The organism is Streptomyces sp. NPDC088747 (assembly GCF_044751025.1).
Taxonomy (GTDB): Bacteria; Actinomycetota; Actinomycetes; order Streptomycetales; family Streptomycetaceae; genus Streptomyces.
Genome location: NZ_JBIVKZ010000006.1, coordinates 270180 through 287308 on the forward strand (window position 1 = coordinate 270180; position 17129 = coordinate 287308).

The 17129-nt window shown below is 69.7% G+C and carries 15 protein-coding genes and 1 tRNA gene; 4 read left to right on the forward strand and 12 right to left on the reverse strand.

All coding sequences use genetic code 11. From position 1 onward, the window contains the following. Positions 1 to 17: 17 nt before the first annotated feature. On the forward strand, positions 18 to 845 hold the full coding sequence (locus ACIP79_RS16980; protein WP_401223867.1) for a serine/threonine protein kinase: 828 nt from the start codon (positions 18 to 20) through the stop codon (positions 843 to 845). Positions 846 to 847: 2 nt separating this feature from the next. On the opposite strand, the gene ACIP79_RS16985 is transcribed toward ACIP79_RS16980, so the two are convergent. The 5 genes from ACIP79_RS16985 to ACIP79_RS17005 all read right to left on the reverse strand — a co-directional run bounded on the left by ACIP79_RS16985 (position 848) and on the right by ACIP79_RS17005 (position 4431). Then, positions 848 to 1363: a GNAT family N-acetyltransferase gene (locus tag ACIP79_RS16985; protein ID WP_401223870.1), complete on the reverse strand. Its 516-nt coding sequence runs from the start codon at positions 1361 to 1363 to the stop codon at positions 848 to 850. 84 nt (positions 1364 to 1447) lie between these two features. Beyond that, positions 1448 to 1520 (reverse strand) — tRNA-His (locus ACIP79_RS16990). 126 nt (positions 1521 to 1646) lie between these two features. Then, positions 1647 to 2249 (reverse strand): oligoribonuclease, encoded by a 603-nt coding sequence (gene orn / locus ACIP79_RS16995; protein WP_401223872.1) that lies wholly within the window; start codon positions 2247 to 2249, stop codon positions 1647 to 1649. Between the two features lie 122 nt (positions 2250 to 2371). Beyond that, a complete protein-coding gene (locus ACIP79_RS17000) occupies positions 2372 to 3610 on the reverse strand; it encodes a helix-turn-helix domain-containing protein (protein WP_383685732.1) in 1239 nt (412 codons plus the stop codon). 377 nt (positions 3611 to 3987) lie between these two features. Continuing rightward, entirely contained in the window at positions 3988 to 4431 is a 444-nt protein-coding gene (locus ACIP79_RS17005) for a hypothetical protein (RefSeq protein WP_401223875.1), read from the reverse strand. Positions 4432 to 4775: 344 nt separating this feature from the next. Here ACIP79_RS17005 and ACIP79_RS17010 point away from each other — a divergent pair, with 344 nt between their 5' ends. Continuing rightward, a complete protein-coding gene (locus ACIP79_RS17010; protein WP_401223878.1) occupies positions 4776 to 5303 on the forward strand; it encodes a universal stress protein in 528 nt (175 codons plus the stop codon). Positions 5304 to 5606: 303 nt separating this feature from the next. Here ACIP79_RS17010 and glmS read toward each other — a convergent pair whose 3' ends face one another. Together glmS and ACIP79_RS17020 are read right to left on the reverse strand one after the other, a co-directional pair. After that, positions 5607 to 7424, reverse strand: coding sequence for a glutamine--fructose-6-phosphate transaminase (isomerizing) (gene glmS, locus ACIP79_RS17015; RefSeq protein WP_383685685.1), 1818 nt, complete (start codon positions 7422 to 7424; stop codon positions 5607 to 5609). Between the two features lie 12 nt (positions 7425 to 7436). Continuing rightward, the gene (locus ACIP79_RS17020; protein WP_383685687.1) at positions 7437 to 7694 is read right to left on the reverse strand and encodes a hypothetical protein; all 258 of its coding nucleotides are present in this window, start codon (positions 7692 to 7694) and stop codon (positions 7437 to 7439) included. A 164-nt stretch (positions 7695 to 7858) separates the two neighbouring features. On the opposite strand from ACIP79_RS17020, the gene ACIP79_RS17025 reads away from it, so the two are divergent. Beyond that, positions 7859 to 9421 carry a purple acid phosphatase family protein gene (locus ACIP79_RS17025; RefSeq protein ID WP_401224285.1) on the forward strand — a complete coding sequence of 521 codons (1563 nt, stop codon included), beginning with the start codon at positions 7859 to 7861 and terminating at the stop codon, positions 9419 to 9421. 42 nt (positions 9422 to 9463) lie between these two features. Here the strand turns inward: ACIP79_RS17025 and ACIP79_RS17030 are convergent, their stop codons facing one another. Further along, entirely contained in the window at positions 9464 to 10327 is an 864-nt protein-coding gene (locus tag ACIP79_RS17030) for a DUF4429 domain-containing protein (protein WP_401223881.1), read from the reverse strand. A gap of 62 nt (positions 10328 to 10389) precedes the next feature. Here ACIP79_RS17030 and ACIP79_RS17035 point away from each other — a divergent pair, with 62 nt between their 5' ends. Further along, positions 10390 to 11979 carry a beta-N-acetylhexosaminidase gene (locus ACIP79_RS17035; protein WP_401223883.1) on the forward strand — a complete coding sequence of 530 codons (1590 nt, stop codon included), beginning with the start codon at positions 10390 to 10392 and terminating at the stop codon, positions 11977 to 11979. Between the two features lie 48 nt (positions 11980 to 12027). Here ACIP79_RS17035 and ACIP79_RS17040 read toward each other — a convergent pair whose 3' ends face one another. The 4 genes from ACIP79_RS17040 to desA are packed head-to-tail and all read right to left on the reverse strand — an operon-like array spanning position 12028 to position 17114. Continuing rightward, entirely contained in the window at positions 12028 to 13800 is a 1773-nt protein-coding gene (locus ACIP79_RS17040) for an IucA/IucC family protein (RefSeq protein ID WP_401223884.1), read from the reverse strand. Next, positions 13797 to 14357, reverse strand: a complete 561-nt coding sequence (locus ACIP79_RS17045; RefSeq protein ID WP_401224288.1) for a GNAT family N-acetyltransferase — start codon at positions 14355 to 14357, stop codon at positions 13797 to 13799. The genes ACIP79_RS17040 and ACIP79_RS17045 overlap by 4 nt, the downstream gene beginning before the upstream one ends. 23 nt (positions 14358 to 14380) lie before the next feature. Further along, positions 14381 to 15664 (reverse strand): lysine N(6)-hydroxylase/L-ornithine N(5)-oxygenase family protein, encoded by a 1284-nt coding sequence (locus tag ACIP79_RS17050; protein ID WP_401223887.1) that lies wholly within the window; start codon positions 15662 to 15664, stop codon positions 14381 to 14383. Continuing rightward, the gene (desA, locus tag ACIP79_RS17055; RefSeq protein ID WP_401223890.1) at positions 15648 to 17114 is read right to left on the reverse strand and encodes a lysine decarboxylase DesA; all 1467 of its coding nucleotides are present in this window, start codon (positions 17112 to 17114) and stop codon (positions 15648 to 15650) included. Before desA ends, ACIP79_RS17050 begins: the two co-directional genes overlap by 17 nt. Positions 17115 to 17129 lie beyond the last annotated feature (15 nt).

Sequence of the window (17129 nt, forward strand, 5' to 3'; positions counted from 1 at the left end):
TACGGCAGGCTGACGGCATGGTCCTCCATCCCCTGCTGGGGGTCGACGAAGTGCCCGCCGTGGAGCCCTACTTGGGCCGGGTGGGCGAGGTGTTCAAGGTGTTCCGGGGTGCGGACTCGGGGGCCGTGGCGTACGGGGTGCGACTGCTCGACGGCGCGCGCTGGTTCGTCAAGGAGGCGGCGACCGAGGGCGCGCGGCGCTCACTGGAGCGCGGCTGGGCGTTCCACCGGGCGGTGCGGCACCCGGCGATCGTTCCGCAGGTCCACCGGATCGCCGTACGGCGGAGCTGGGCGGTGGTGATGCCCTGGCGGGACGGCGAGGTGCTCTACCACCCCACCCCCGGCGGACCGCAGGACCGCAACGGCCCGGACAGTCCGATGGCCCGCTTCCGCGCCCTCCCGACCGCCCGCGTGCTGCGCGCCTTCGACCGGATCCTGGCCGGGCATCTCGCGGCGGAGGCCGTGGGCCAGGTCGCGGTCGACTTCTACGACGGCGCGCTGCTGTACGACTTCACCGGGGACCTCGTCCACCTGGTCGACCTCGACGAGTACCGGCCCGGCCCCTTCCTGGTGGACGGTGACCGGCTGCCGGGCTCCCGGCGGTTCATGGCGCCCGAGGAGTTCGTCCACGGAGCCGTGATCGACACCCGTACGACCGTGTTCACCCTGGGCCGCGCGGCCCGCCTCCTCCTCGACGCCGGTGACGAGGAACGCGCCTGGCGGGGCACCTCCAGGCAGCTGGCGGTCATCGAACGCGCCACCCGCCCCGATCCCGGGGACCGCTTCGACCACGTCCACCACTTCGCCGCCGCGTGGCGCGCCGCCAACACGCCCCAGAACGGCTGAGGTTACCTACGCAGCGGCAGTTCCCACCTGACCTCGCCGTCCTCGAACCGGTCGGTGGCCGTCAGTCCCGCCGTGCGGGCGACGGCCGCGGAGGCCAGGTGGCCGGGGTGGACGTGGGCGATGACGGTACGGAGACGGGGCCGGCGCCCGAGCCACTCGACCAGCCCCCGCGCCGCCTCCCCGGCGAACCCCCGCCCCTGCCAGGGCGTGCCCACCACCCAGGCGATCTCCACGACGTCCTGCGCGACCGTCGCCTGCACGGTCCCGACCAGGCACTCGTCCTCGCGATGCCCCAGCACCCAGTTCCACCAGGTGACGGCGGGGTCGGGGGAGCCGCCGACCAGCCGTTCGTAGCGTGTGCGCAGGGCGTCCGCGTCCGCGGGCGCGCCGCCGGTGAAGGCGTGCAGCGCCGGGTCGGACAGCACCTCGGCCATCTCCCGGGCGTGCTCGACGCGGAGCGGAAGGAGATCGAGGCGGGCGGTGGAGATGGCCTCGGCGGAACCGATCGGGTCGGGCATGTGCGAAGCCTATGGCGGGCTCGCGGGCCCCCCGGAAACGAATCAAGGCCCGCCCTGTTCCCAGGGCGGGCCTTGATCATTCAGGGTGAGTGACGGGACTTGAACCCGCGGCATCCTGGACCACAACCAGGTGCTCTACCAGCTGAGCTACACCCACCATGACCGGTCCTGCGTTCTCCGACCGGCCGAGAAAAAGTGTACAGGGTCCGAGGGGGTGCTCGCGCCCGGCTTTTGCTGGGGCCCATCAGGGCCCCGACAAAGGCCTGTCCGGGGTCTTCCGGCGTTATTCGACGGGCAGGACGTGCTTCGCGGCGATGGTGCGGGCGGTCTCCGAGTCGGGGCCGGGCTGCGGGACGAAGATCGCCTCGCGGTAGTAGCGGAGCTCGGCGATGGACTCGCGGATGTCGGCGAGGGCGCGGTGGTTGCCGTTCTTGTCCGGGCTGTTGAAGTACGCCCGGGGATACCAGCGGCGGGCCAGCTCCTTGACGGAGGAGACGTCCACGATGCGGTAGTGGAGGTAGTCCTCCAGGGTCGGCATGTCACGGAAGAGGAAACCCCGGTCCGTGCCCACCGAGTTTCCGCACAGCGGCGCCTTGCCCGGCTCCTTGACGTGCTCCCGAACGTAGGCGAGGACCTGTGCCTCGGCGTCCGCCAGGGTTGTGCCCTCCGCCAGCTCGGTGAGGAGGCCGGATTTGGTGTGCATCGTGCGCACCACGTCCGGCATCGTCTCCAGCGCCCGTTCCGGCGGCCGGATCACGATGTCCACACCGTCACCGAGTACGTTCAGCTCAGAGTCGGTGACCAGCGCGGCCACCTCGATGAGCGCGTCATCCGACAGCGAGAGGCCGGTCATCTCGCAGTCGATCCACACCATGCGATCGTTCATGTGCCTCACCCTACGGCCCACTACGCCCAGGTGAACCGCTCGTGCGCGCCACCGGGCGGGAGCCCGAGGGCCCCCGCCCGGTGAGAACGGCGCGAAAGGTGGAAATGGCGGAGATGCCGGTTCTACGGGGCGCTGCGCTGTCCCGGCAGGCTCGGCCGTCCCGCCGCGTACAGTTCCGTGCCCGCCTTGCCCGAGTCCGTCGACATGGACATGGCCTGTCCGACCATGCCCGCGGCCGCCGTACGACGGGTCTGCGAGGGGACCGGACTCTCCTGGTGGATGGCCGGTGGCGGTCCCGGCGTGCTCGCGGCGCCGTCGGCCTCCGCGGACCGGTCGGCACTCTGCGGACGACGGGCCCGGTAGGCGGCCCGGTACGCGGCCGGCGACGAGCCGAGCTGGCGGCGGAAGTGGCCCCGCAGCGCGACCGGTGACCGGAAGCCGCAGCGCCCCGCCACCTCGTCGACCGAGTAGTCCGACGTCTCCAGGAGCCGCTGCGCCTGGAGCACCCGCTGCGTGATCAGCCACTGCAGGGGAGCGCTCCCGGTGAGCGACCGGAAACGGCGGTCGAAGGTCCGCCGGCTCATGTACGCCCGTGCCGCCAGCGTCTCGACGTCGAACTGTTCGTGCAGATGCTCCAGTGCCCAGGCGACGACCTCCGCGAGGGGGTCGGCGCCGATCTCCTCGGGCAGCGACCTGTCGAGGTAGCGCTCCTGGCCGCCACTGCGGCGCGGGGGGACCACCAGACGACGGGCCAGCGCGCCGGCCGCCTCGTTCCCGTGGTCCGTCCGCACGATATGGAGACAGAGGTCGATTCCGGCCGCCGTACCCGCCGAGGTCAGTACGTCTCCGTCGTCCACGAAGAGTTCTCGCGGGTCGACGTGGACGGACGGGTAGCGCTTGGCCAGGGTCGGCGCGTACATCCAGTGGGTGGTCGCCGGGCGGCCGTCGAGCAGGCCCGCCGCGGCGAGGACGAAGGCGCCGGTGCACAGCCCGACTATGCGGGCGCCCTCCTCGTGCGCCCGGCGCAGCGCGTCGAGTGCCTCCTCCGGAGGCGGCGAGGTGATCGACCGCCAGGCGGGCACGACCACCGTGCCTGCCCGCGAGATCGCTTCCAGGCCGTGTGGCGCTGTCAGTTCCAGGCCCCCCGTGGTCCGCAGCGGGCCGTCCTCGCCCGCGCTCACCAGCAGGCGATAACGCGGTACGCCGGCGTCCTGGCGGTCAATCCCGAACACCGACAGCGGTATGGAACTCTCGAAGATGGGGCCGCCGCTGAACAGCAGCACCGCGACGATCTCCTTGCGGCGTCGCCCGGAAAGTTTCCGGGCCGCGGCTTCTGGCGCGGCAGTGGAGTCGTGGCTCATCCTGCTAAGCCCCCCTCGGTGGTCGCGGCTCCTCGGTTGTGTCGCTCCTGCACGTTTCCCCTCGGTCCTGCACGAGTCCCCCGCCGTAAGACGTCAAGATCGAATCTACTGTGTCCCATGACGCCAAGGTGACCAGTTCGATACTCAACAGAATGTCGACAAGGCAACTTGGCGTGAAGCATTCGATCACGAAGCGTTGCACTCGTGGGCCGTGCAGGGAAGTACGCCTCGTGCCAGTGGCCAATCCACGTAGGGTGCGCGAGCCCTCTGTGGCCCTTTCAGTGCAGGTGGAACGGGGGTTGGGGGGTCGTTCGACCAAGAAACGCGCCACACACAGAAGTTGGCTGAAAAGAGGCGGGCGCGTGCGCGTAAACCGGTCAGTCGACCGGCCTGTTCGCCCCGCCGTGCCGACCGCCCCTGTGCGCCCCCACGCCACTCCTGCCCTGCGGACCGCTCAGGTGCTCCGCCCCGCGCGAGGCCGGAACCGCGCCGGGGGCCGCCGGACCGCGTGAGGCCGGGACCCCGTGTCCGCCGGGTGCGCCGTGCCGCGCGCGGGCGGGGGTCCGTTCCTCGGCGAGCAGCCGCGCCGCGCCCCGCTCCGACCGCGTCAGCAGTACCCGGCAGACGGCTGTCACCGCCGCGAGGCCCAGCGCCGTACCGGCCGCGCCGGCGAGTGAGGTGCCGTACCAGACGAGGACCACGGGAACCAGTACACAGCTGAAGGCCGCCCAGCGAACCACATCGCTCGCCGTGTCCGGGGCGGAGCCCGCCGCGGCACGGGTCCGGGGGGCGGGTCGGGAGGCGGTCTCGGGTCCGGGCACGGTGTGCTCCCTCGTACGTACCTAATACTCCATTGCTCCCCCTGGCGGCGGCCGAACAGTTCAACGCGTGGTCGACCGGCAGGTCACTGTGGCCGATCGGCATGTGACGGCGGCGCATGCCCGGGTGAACCCTGTGCAAACCGCCTGTACGGGGCAGCAACCATTGCGTTACGGGCGCCTCCTCATGCATGCTCCGATGAACGCCGCGTGTCCTACGCGGGATCTGGGCGGAGGAGGCGTGCCGCCGTACCCTTGGGGGTATGAGGTTGGGAAGATGATTCCCGGACACAACCCCGCCGCACGTTGATGTCGTCCCACACGAGGATCCAAACGCCGAGACACCCATGGCCGGTCACGAATTCTTCGATCCCGCGGACCGCCAGCGCCCGCTCGTCGATCCCACGGCGGCGGAGCCCCTGGCGGCGGAGGAACTCCGCCAGTCCTGCGATCCCGCGTTCAAGCACGGCGTCGTCGTCGGTTTCGACGGTTCGACGTCCAGCGAGCGTGCCCTCGCCTACGCGATCGGCATGGCTCATCGCTCCGGTTCGGGCCTGATCATCGTCCACGTCGCCAACCGGCTGCCCACCACCGTGTGGGCGGGCTGCGAGCCACCGGTCTTCGTCGACGTCCCCGACCACCGCACCGAGGTGCTCGGACTCGAACTCGCCTGCGCCGAGTACCTCTCCGAGGTCCCCTGGATCCTCGTCGAGCGGGGCGGCGACATCTGCCACGAACTCGAAGAGGTCGGGCGGGAGTACGAGGCGGACGCCATCGTCGTCGGCTCCACGCACGGCCTTGTCGGGCGCATCTTCGGCTCGGTCGCGGGCCGGCTCGCCAAGCGCGCGCGGCGCCCCGTCGTCGTCATTCCCTGACTCCCCGTTCTCCCTGATGGGGCGATGCCGCGCCGTCGTCAACTCCCTTGCGCGCCAAGCGGGAAGCCGCGCGAACCTACTCGGCTGTAGAGGTGTTTGTGCGCTTGTGAAGGGCATATATCGGTCAGCTCTTCACGAACGCGCCGCCGGCCGGGGGGTGACGGCCACCGGCCGAAGTCCGGCGCGGGCCGGGGTATTTGGGCGGCCCCGGCCCAAAGAGGAACGGGCCCCCGTGCGCTGGTGGCGCGCACGGGGACCCGTTCTCGTCCGCCCGCCGCCCAACCGGGCGCCGTCGGCGGGTGCTTACTCCACCGTGACGGACTTCGCCAGGTTGCGGGGCTTGTCGATGTCCCGGCCCAGCGCCAACGCCGTGTGGTAGGCGAGGAGTTGCAGCGGGATACCCATCAGGATCGGGTCCAGCTCGTCCTCGTTCTTCGGGACGACGATCGTCTGGTCGGCCTTCTCCTGCTCGCGGTGCGCGACCGCGAGGATCCGGCCGCTGCGGGCCTTGATCTCCTCCAGGGCGGCGCGGTTCTTCTCCAGCAGGTCGTCGTCGGGGACGATCGCGACCGTGGGGAGCGCGGGCTCGATGAGGGCCAGCGGGCCGTGCTTCAGCTCGGAGGCCGGGTAGGCCTCGGCGTGGATGTACGAGACCTCCTTGAGCTTCAGGGAGGCCTCGCGGGCCACCGGGTAGCCCCGGACGCGGCCGATGAAGAGCATCGAGCGGGCCTCGGCGTACTGCTCGGCCAGCTTCTTGATCTCTTCCTCCTGGTCGAGGATCTCGGTGATCTGGCCGGGCAGCCTGCGCAGTCCCTCGATGATCCGCTTGCCGTCGCGCACCGACAGGTCGCGGGTGCGGCCCAGGTGCAGCGCGAGCAGCGCGAAGGCGACCGTGGTGTTGGTGAAGCACTTGGTGGAGACGACGCAGACCTCGGGTCCGGCGTGCACGTACATGCCGCCGTCGGCCTCGCGGGCGATGGCGCTGCCCACCACGTTCACCACGCCGAGCACCCGGGCGCCCTTGCGCTTCAGCTCCTGGACGGCGGCGAGGACGTCGTACGTCTCACCGGACTGGGAGACCGCGACGTACAGCGTGTCGGGGTCCACCACGGCGTTGCGGTAGCGGAACTCCGAGGCGGGCTCGGCGTCCGCGGGGATGCGGGCCAGCTCCTCGATCATCTGGGCGCCGATCATGCCCGCGTGGTAGGAGGTGCCGCAGCCCAGGATCTTCACCCGGCGGATCTGGCGCGCCTCGCGGGCGTCCAGGTTGAGGCCGCCGAGGTGCACGGTGGAGAAGCGGTCGTCGATGCGCCCGCGCAGGACGCGGTCCACCGCCTCGGCCTGCTCGTGGATCTCCTTGTGCATGTACGTGTCGTGGCCGCCCATGTCGTACGAGGCGGCCTCCCACTCAACGGTGGTCGGCTCGGACGTCGTACGGGTGCCCTCGGTGGTGTACGTACGGAAGTCGTCGGCCTTGAGCGTGGCCATCTCGCCGTCGTCGAGGGTCACTATCTGGCGGGTGTGGGTGACCAGGGCGGCGATGTCCGAGGCGACGAACATCTCCTTCTCGCCGATGCCGAGGACGACCGGGGAGCCGTTGCGGGCCACCACGATGCGCTCGGGGAAGTCGGCGTGCAGGACCGCGATGCCGTACGTGCCCTCGATCACCCGCAGCGCGTCGCGGACCTTGTCCTCCAGCTTCTCCTGCTGGGAGCGGGCGATGAGGTGGGTGAGGACCTCGGTGTCGGTCTCGGAGAGGAACTCGACGCCGTCGGCCTCCAGCTTCTTCCGCAGGTCGGAGGCGTTGTCGATGATGCCGTTGTGGACGACGGCGACCTTGCTGTCGGCCGACAGGTGCGGGTGGGCGTTCACGTCGGAGGGGGCGCCGTGGGTGGCCCAGCGGGTGTGGGCGATACCGGTGGTGCCGGCGAAGCGCTTGGGGACCTTGGCCTCCAGGTCGCGGACCCGGCCCTTGGCCTTGACCATCTTCAGGCCCGCCGACTTGGGCGTCGTGACGACTATGCCCGCCGAGTCGTAGCCGCGGTACTCCAGCCGCTGGAGGCCCTCAAGCAGGAGGGGAGCGACGTCACGCCTGCCGATGTATCCGACGATTCCGCACATGTATGGGGTTTCCTAGCCGTAGACGATGCGGCGCAGCTGCCTGAGCGTGAGCTCCGGCGGTGCGACCGCGCGGTATTTCAGGTCCGCCTCGATCCGTTCGAAGATCGACGCGTTCAGCAGGCCCTGGGCCTGGAGTTCGCGGTGGCGGCGACGGACGTACTCCTCGGTCGTCTCGTCGAAGTAGGCGAGCACGTCCTGGACCACACGCAGCGCCTCGCCCCGGCTGAGGGGCGAGGACCGCGTCAGATGATCAACAAGTTCGTCGTGCACCCGTTGATCCTGAGGTAAAGCGCTGGCAATCGCAAGAATCCTGCCCGATATCGGGCAAGTGGCTGTTGAATCTCTTATGGGACCCTGTTCGGGGCCTGTTCATGCTGTGTCCTGCATCCCGATGGATGCCCGGAGCACCTTTTTCAGCCATGGACACTCCTCGCATGGGCGTACCGGACAAGCTCGCCGAGCGCATGAGCATGGCCGAACAGCACGAATACCTGCGCGCGAAATTCTCGCGGCGCACGATGATGAGAGGCGGCGCCGTCACCCTCGGCGCCGTCGCGGGCGGCGCGTTCGTGCCGGGCGCCACCGCGCAGGCCGCCGTGCCGACGCACAAGGCGGGCACCGAGAAGGTGGACGGCGCGCTCGTCGCCCCCTTCGGCCGCCACCTCGCCTACGGCACCGACCCGAAGACCGAGATGACGGTCTCCTGGCAGGTCCCGGCCCCCGTGAACAAGCCGTACATCCGCATCGGCGCGCACCCCTGGGACCTCTCCCGCAAGATCCAGGCCGAGGTGCGCAGCCTCTACACCCCGGCAGGCGTCGGCGTCAGCGCCGACCACACGCAGTACTACGTGCACGCGCAGCTCACCCACCTGCGCCCCGGGCAGACGTACTACTACGGCGTGGGCCACGACGGCTTCGACCCGGCGTCCGCGCACCTCGCCGGCACGCTGGGCACCTTCACCACCGCGCCCTCCAGGGCAGAGTCGTTCACCTTCACCGCCTTCGGCGACCAGGGCGTCAGCTACCACGGTCTGGCCAACGACAGCCTGATCCTGGCCCAGAACCCGGCCTTCCACCTGCACGCGGGCGACATCTGCTACGCCGACCCGTCCGGCGCGGGCAAGGTCGAGGACACCGGTTTCGACTCGCGCACCTGGGACCAGTTCCTCGCGCAGACCGAGTCGGTCGCCAAGCAGGTGCCGTGGATGGTGGCGTACGGCAACCACGACATGGAGGCCTGGTACTCGCCCAACGGCTACGGCGGCGAAGAGGCCCGCTGGCAGCTTCCGGACAACGGGCCCGACAAGAAGAACCTGCCGGGCGTGTACTCCTTCACGCACGGCAACACGGCGATCATCTCGCTGGACGCCAACGACATCTCCTTCGAGATCCCGGCCAACCTCGGCATCTCCGGCGGCACCCAGACCAAGTGGCTGGAGCGGCAGCTCAAGAAGTACCGGGCCGCCCACGACATCGACTTCGTCGTGGTCTTCTTCCACCACTGCGCCTACTGCACCTCCACCGCCCACGCCTCCGAGGGCGGCGTGCGCCAGGAGTGGGTGCCGCTGTTCGAGAAGTACACCGTCGACCTGGTCATCAACGGCCACAACCACGTCTACGAGCGCACCGACGTCATCAAGGGCGACAAGGTCGCCAAGGAACTGCCGATCGGCGCCACCGCGTACCCGGAGACCGACGGCATCGTGTACGTCACGGCGGGCGCGGCCGGCCGCAGCCTCTACGCGTTCAGCGCGGACGAGTCCTACGAGGGCCATGTGAAGGACAACGAGGCGGTGTCCTCGTACGTCGTCCAGAACGGCGGCGTCAAGCAGGCCGAGACGGTCGCCTGGTCGCGGGTGCGCTACCTCAACTACTCCTTCCTGCGCGTGGATGTCACGCCGGCGGCCAAGGGCCGGCTCGCGACACTGCGGGTGCGCGGCATCGCCGAGACCGGTGAAGAGGTCGACAACTTCACGGTGGCGCGCCGGGTCAAGTAGTCGCGCCCCGAAGGCAGGGCGCGGAACTCCGGCAGGCGGTCCTCACATCCGTTTGAGGACCGCCTGCTTGGCCAGGGAGAACTCCTCGTCCGTCAGAACTCCCGACCTGTGCAGCTCGCCCAGTTCGCGCAGCCGCCGCAGCAGCGCGTCGTGATCGGCCTCGGCCGCGGACGGCAGTTCCTTGACCGGCTCGGGCGGGGGCGCCGACGCCGGATGCGGCAGCCGCACCTGCACGGCGGCGGCGACCAGCGCCATCAGCGGGTCCTTCTTGAACCCCCACAACTCCACCGAGTTGGGGTCGTACTTGGGCGGCGCCTTGGTCGGCGCACCGCGCACGGCGAAGCGCAGATACCCGTTCTCCAGACCGGCCGAAGGGTGCCATTCGACGCCGGTGATGTCCCCCAGGGCCAGCGACCGCGCACCGGCGGCGGCCTTCGCGTCCTCCGTCTTCCAGTTCCAGTCAAGGCGTACGTGTTCGCCGTCGAAGCTCGCGGTGCCGTCCCCGGCGGAGACGGACAGCGGCAGCGCGGGGCCCGGCAGCAGATAGCCGGCGACCGGGCCGGACGGCACCTCGTCCAGGAGCAGCGCGTTGCGGACCTCGTCCGCGAGGTACTCGGCGACGCCGTAGCGGTCGGACTCGACGGTGAGCTGGTAGGGGTCGTTGGGCTCCGCCAGCTTGCCGCCGGTCGCCTGGAGCAGCGGGTCGGCGCCGTCACGCAGCCTGAGCCGCAGCCGCCCGGCCTTCCTGCCCTGCTCGAAGGAGATGCCCGCCAACGCCTGGAGCGGGACGGTCAGTTCACCCAGAGTCCTGCGGAGCAGGCTGACGTTCTTGTCGCGTCCGGGCGTCAGGCGCAGCGCGTCGCCGTCGAAGATCCAGGTGCCGTCCTTCTGGATGATTTCCGCCATGAGGGGGATTCTTTCACCGGCGGTACGGGAGAGTGGTCTATACCCATTCGAAGGGAGCGCATGTGAGACAGCACAGAACGCCCCGTCTTCTCAGTACGCTGCTGCTCGTGGCGGCCGCCTCCATATCCGTCGTCGGCGCGGCACCCCCCGCGGCCGACCGGACCGTCACGCCGCTCGGCCAGGTGATCCCGGCCCCCGCCTCGGTCCAGCCGGGCGGGCCCGCGTACCGCATCACCGGCGACACCCGCATCCGCGTCGCGGACTCGGCCGAGGCGCGCAAGGTCGGCGAGTACCTGGCGGACATCCTGCGGCCCTCCACGGGCCACCGGCTGCCGGTCACCTCCTCCCACGGCCAGGGAGGCATCCAACTCCGGCTGGGCGCAAGGGAACTGGGCGCCGAGGGCTATCGCCTCGCCAGCGGCAGATCCGGTGTCACCATCACCGCCGCACAGCCGGCCGGCCTCTTCCACGGCGTCCAGACCCTGCGCCAACTCCTCCCGGCCGCGGTGGAGAAGGACTCCAGGCAGCCGGGGCCCTGGCTGGTGGCGGGCGGCACCATCGAGGACAGCCCGCGCTACGGCTACCGCGGGGCGATGCTCGACGTCTCCCGGCACTTCTTCACCGTCGACCAGGTCAAGCGCTACATCGACGAGTTGGCGCTCTACAAGGTCAACAAGCTGCACCTGCACCTGAGTGACGACCAGGGCTGGCGCATCGCGATCGACTCCTGGCCGCGGCTCACGTCCTACGGCGCTTCCACGCAGGTCGGCGGCGGACCGGGCGGCTACTACACGAAGTCCCAGTACAAGGACATCGTCCGGTACGCCGCCTCGCGCTATCTGGAGGTCGTCCCCGAGATCGACATGCCGGGGCACACGAACGCGGCGCTCGCCTCGTACGCGGATCTGAACTGCGACGGCGTCGCCCCGCCGCTCTACACCGGCACGGAGGTCGGCTTCAGCTCGCTGTGCGTCGCCAAGGACGTCACGTACGACTTCGTGGACGACGTGATCCGTGAGCTGGCCGCGATCACTCCCGGCCGGTACCTGCACATCGGCGGGGACGAGGCCCACTCCACCTCGCACGCCGACTACGTGGCCTTCATGGACCGGGTGCAGCCGATCGTCGCCCAGTACGGCAAGAAGGTGCTCGGCTGGCACCAGCTGACCGGGGCCACCCCGGCGCCCGGGGCGCTGGCCCAGTACTGGGGGCTGGACGGCACGGACGCGGCGGAGAAGGAACAGGTCGCCCAGGCCGCGCGGAACGGGACGGGCCTGGTGCTGTCACCGGCCGACCGGGTCTACCTGGACATGAAGTACACCGCGGACACCCCGCTCGGGCAGGACTGGGCCGGACTGGTGGAGGTGCGGCGCTCCTACGACTGGGACCCGGGCAACTACCTTCCCGGCGTGCCAGGTTCGGCGGTCAGGGGCGTCGAGGCGCCGCTGTGGACCGAGACGCTCGTGAAGTCCGCGGACATCGAGTACATGGCGTTCCCCCGGCTGCCCGGGGTCGCCGAGCTCGGCTGGTCGCCTGCGTCCACGCACGACTGGGACACCTACAAGGTGCGGCTCGCCGCGCAGGCGCCACGGTGGGACGCGCTGGGGATCGGCTACTACAGGTCGCCCCAGGTTCCCTGGCCTTCGGTCTAGAAGTGCGGGTGGGGCTCGGGAGGGGACCATCTCCCGAGCCCCACCGGCTCAGAGACCCGCGATCGGGTTCTTCAGGGTGCCGACGAGCTGGAGGGCTCCGGACGGGTCGGTGAGGTCCACCATCTGCCTGTTGTCGCGCAGTTGGAGGCGGTTGAGGCAGGACAGCGCGAACTCGGGCGCGAACATGTCGTACTGCCGGAACTTGTCGGCGAGTTCGGGCGTCGCGTCCTGGTAGGCGCGCACCGACTCGGCGACCGTCCGCCAGAAGAGGTCCTCGTCGAGGATGCCCTCGGCGTCGAGGTCCGCCGCCAGGAAGCGGAAGAAGCAGTCGAAGACGTCCGTGAAGACCGACAGGAGCTTCTGGTCCTCGGGGACCTCGACGCGGATCCGCTCGACGGCCGGCGGCAGCACCGCCTGCGGGTCGAGGACCGCGATCTCCTCGGCGATGTCCTTGTAGATCGCGCGCCGCACGACGCCGTCCTCGATGACCAGGATGACGTTCTCGCCGTGCGGCATGTACACCAGGTCGTAGGCGTAGAAGCTGTGCAGCAGCGGGGTGAGGTAGGCGCGCAGATAGCGGCGCAGCCACTCCACCGGGTTCAGCCCCGACCGCTCGATCAGCGCGCCCGCGAACGACGCGCCCTCGTCGTCGACATGGATGAGGGAGGCCATCGTCGCCAGGGTCTCGCCCTCCCGGAGAGCGGGCACCGGGCTCTCGCGCCACAGGGCCGCGAGCATCTTGCGGTAGGGCGAGGAGCGGTCGGTGGCCGCCTCGTACTCCAGGTGGCGGTAGCCGACGGCGGCGCGCTCGCGGATGACCGACAGGCCCGTCGACTTCAGCACCGGGTCGTTCTGGACGAGTTGGGCCAGCCAGTCGTTGATCGCCGGGGTCGCCTCCATGTACGCGGCCGAGAGCCCGCGCATGAAGCCCATGTTGAGGACCGACAGCGCCGTCTTGACGTAGTGCTTCCCGGGGTGGGACTTGTTGAAGAAGGTCCGGATCGACTGCTGCGCCAGGTACTCGTCGTCGCCCTCGCCCAGGCAGACCAGGTGCCGCTGGGCGACCTCGGCCGCGAACGTCACCGACAGTTTGTTCCACCACTGCCAGGGGTGGACGGGGATGAGCAGGTAGTCGTCGGCGTCCAGGCCCTGCTCGGTGAGGACCTTCGCGAACCGCTCGACGGTGTCGTCGCCCAACTCGCCCCGCACGAAAGACTCGTACTCGATGCCGACGCCCGCCGTGAACGCGGCACGCGAGCGGTGCGCGGCCAGCCACACCAGCCGGACCGGGTTCGCGGTCTCGGGGGCGTACGACAGGTACTCGTGCACGCCGAAGCCGAGCCGTCCGTTGTTGGCGACGAAGCAGGGGTGTCCTTCGGTCATGCCGGTCTCGATGTCCTGGAAGCCGGAGCGGGCGAGCTCGGCGGCGGAGATCCGCGGCTTGGTGAGTTTGAAGCAGGTGCCCGAGAGGGTGGAGGAGATCTCCTCCAGGTAGACGGGCAGGACCTCGTCGCTCAGACCGAGCGTCTTCCTCAGCTCGATGAAGAAGTCGAGGGCGGCGAGCGGGAGTTCACCGCCGTCGCGGTGCCGGGTGATCGACTCGGCGTCGACCCGCCAGTGGTCGAGCGCGTGCAGGCGGGCGGTGAAGCGGTAGCGGGTGAGGCCGTCGTCGCTGCGGACGGCGTACCGGTCTTTGCCCAGCGGCTCGGGGGTGAGCAGCCGCTCGTGCGCGAACTCGGCGAGTGCCTTGCGGACGAGCAGCCGGTTGGCGCGGTCCCAGCGTTCCGGGGACAGGTGGGCCACGGCGTCGGACAGGGTCATATCGCCACACTCCGCACTTCTCGTATCGCGGCGTCGAACTGCTCGCGCGTGCAGAAGCTCAGCAGCGCGCGCTTCTCGGGCTTGTCGATCTCGCGCTCGGCGACGAAACCGACGGCCTCGTTGAGCGCGTGCACCGCCTTGTTGCTCACGTCGGGCTCGACGACGACCCGACGGGTGGCGGGGTCCGCGAACAGCTCGGCCATCACCGCCGTGATCACCGCCCGGGTGAATCCGTGCACCGGCCTGTCCGTCGGCGCGACCAGGAAGTGCATGCCGACATCGCCCGGCTCGGGCTCGTACAGCCCCACGAGTTCGACGTACCGGGGGTCGTAGCTCTCCATCAGGAAGACGGGTTCGCCGTCCAGCAGGCCCAGGAAGGCGTCGTGGTGCTCGGCGGCGGCGATGGCCATGTACTCCCGCTCCACGTCCTGGAGCCTGGCGTCCCCCATCATCCAGAACGCGGACTTGGGATGGGTGACCCAACTGTGCAGCAGCTCGGCGTCCTTGAGCGGGTCGAGCTCGCGAATGGTGAACGTGCCGATGTCGGTGGTGGTCATCCGGCTCGTACCGGTGGGACGGCTCATACGGCGAACTCCTGGAACGCGATCGACTTCTCGACCGGGTAGTACTCGGTGCCGAGCAGCTCGCGGATGATGTACGCGTTGCGGTACGCGCCCATGCCGAGGTCCGGCGAGGTGATCGAGTGCGTGTGCACGCCGGCGTTCTGCAGGAAGATGCCGCGCCCGGTCGTGTCGATGGCGTAGTTGCGGGCCACGTCGAAGTTGCCGTGCGAGTCGTACCGCAGCCGCTCGTGGACCGGCTTGAGGAACTCCGGCGCGGCGTACTGGTAGCCGGTCGCGAGGATCAGCCCCTGGGAGCTGAGCTCGTAGTCCCTGCCCTGCTCCTCCTGGCGCAGGCCGAGGGTGTACGTCCCGTCCCGGTAAGTCGCCGTGTGCAGCGCGGAGTTGGTGAGCAGCCGGGTGGGCACCCGGCCGCCTCCGCCGACCTTCTTCTGGTAGAGCAGGTCGAAGATCGCGTCGACCAGTTCCCCGTCGATGCCCTTGAACAGGCCCTTCTGCTCGGTCTGGAGGCGGTAGCGGGTCTCCTCGGGCAGCGCGTGGAAGTAGTCGACGTACTCCGGGGAGGTCATCTCCAGCGTGAGTTTGGTGTACTCCAGCGGGAAGAAGCGCGGGGAGCGAGTGACCCAGTTGAGCTGGTAGCCGTGTACGTCGATCTCGCTCAGCAGGTCGTAGTAGATCTCCGCGGCGGACTGGCCGCTGCCGACGAGCGTGATGGACTCCTTGCGCTGCAACTCCCGCTTGTGGTGCACGTAGCGGGAGTTGTGGATGAAGTCGCCGCCGAGCCCGGCGCAGGCCTCGGGGATGTACGGCGGGGTGCCCGTGCCGAGGACCAGATGCCGGGCGCGGAACTCCTCACCGGCCTCGGTGCGGACGACGTACACCTCGTCCTCGTGGCTCACCTCGGTGACCGTGGTGTCGAACCGGACGCTGGAGAGTTTCGAGGCCGCCCAGCGGCAGTAGTCGTCGTACTCGACCCGGAGCGGATAGAAGTTCTCCCGGATGTAGAACGAGTACAGCCGGCCCGATTCCTTCAGGTAGTTGAGGAAGGAGTACGGGGAGGTCGGGTCGGCCAGGGTGACCAGGTCCGACATGAACGGGGTCTGGAGGTGCGCGCCCTCCAGGAACATCCCGGAGTGCCATTCGAAGTGCGGCTTGGAGTCGAGGAAGAGGCCGTCCAGTTCGGCGATCGGCTCGGTGAGGCAGGCGAGGCCGAGGTTGAAGGGGCCGAGTCCGATGCCGATGAAGTCATGGGTCTTCACGGCGGATTCAGGAAGCGCGGTCAAGGGACTCTCCCAGGTACTGCTCGGCGTGGCCGGCGATCAGATCGAGTACGGCGGTGATGTCGGCCGTCGTGGTCTCGGGGTTGAGCAGGGTGAACTTCAGGTAGTGCCGTGCGCCGACCTTCGTGCCCGCGACGACGGCGTCACCGGAGGCGAAGAGGGCCTTGCGGGCGTACAGGTTGGCGCGGTCGATCTCGGAGGGATCGGTGACCGCCGCCGGGATGTAGCGGAAGACGAGGGTGGAGAGGGAGGGCGTGACCACCACGTCGAAGCGCGGGTCGGCGGCGAGCAGTTTCCAGCCCTCCTCGGCCAGGGCGCAGACCTCGTCGAAGAGTTCGCCGATCCCGTCGGCGCCCATCACCCGCAGCGTCATCCACAGCTTGAGCGCGTCGAAGCGGCGGGTGGTCTGCAGGGACTTGTCCACCTGGTTGGGGATGCGTTCCTGCACCGAGCGGGCCGGGTTGAGGTACTCGGCGTGGTAGGTGGCGTGGCGCAGCGTCACGGCGTCCCGGACCAGCAGGGCGGACGAACTCACCGGCTGGAAGAAGGACTTGTGGTAGTCGACGGTGACGGAGTCGGCGCGCTCGATGCCGTCGATCCGGTCCCGGTTCCTCAGCGAGGTGAGCAGTCCGCAGCCGTAGGCGGCGTCGACGTGCATCCAGGTGCCGAACCGTGAGCACAGCTCGGCGATCTCGGGCAGCGGGTCGATGGAGCCGAAGTCGGTGGTGCCGGCGGTGGCGACGACGGCCATGGGGACGAGGCCGTCGCGCTCGCAGCGTTCCAGTTCGCGGGCGAGCGCGACCGTCCGCATGCGCTTGTCGCGGTCGACGGGGACCGACACGACGGAGTCGGCGCTCAGGCCGAGCAGTTTGGCCGACTTCCTGACGCTGAAGTGACTGGCCTCGGAGGCGAAGATCCGCAGTCTGCCGAGGCTGTCACCGGGCTCGAACCCGGACCGCGCGGGCTTGGCCTCCTCGCGGGCCAGCAGCAGCGCCTGGAGGTTGGACTGCGAGCCGCCGGAGGTGAACACGCCGTCGGCGGCGGGGCCGAGACCGATGCGCTCGTTGGTCCAGTCGATGAGCTTGCGCTCGATGAGGGTGCCGCCCGCCGACTGGTCCCAGGTGTCCAGGGAGGAGTTGACGGCCGACAGGACCGCCTCGCCGACCACGGCCGGGATGACGACCGGGCAGTTGAGGTGCGCGAGGTAGCGGGGGTGGTGGAAGTAGACCGCGTCCCGGAGGTAGACCTCTTCGAGTTCGTCGAGGACCGCGGTGGTGTCGTGCAGTGGGCGGTCCAGGTCGATCCGCTCGATACGGGGAGCGAGGGCGTCGACCGTGACACCCGTGAACGGCCGGTCGGTGGCGGCGAGTCTGGCCGCCACCCGCTCTATGCCGTCGGTCACGGAGCGGCGGTATCGGTCCGCCGTCGTGTCGTTGAGCAGGTGCGAGCGCATGTGGGGGTTCCTCCG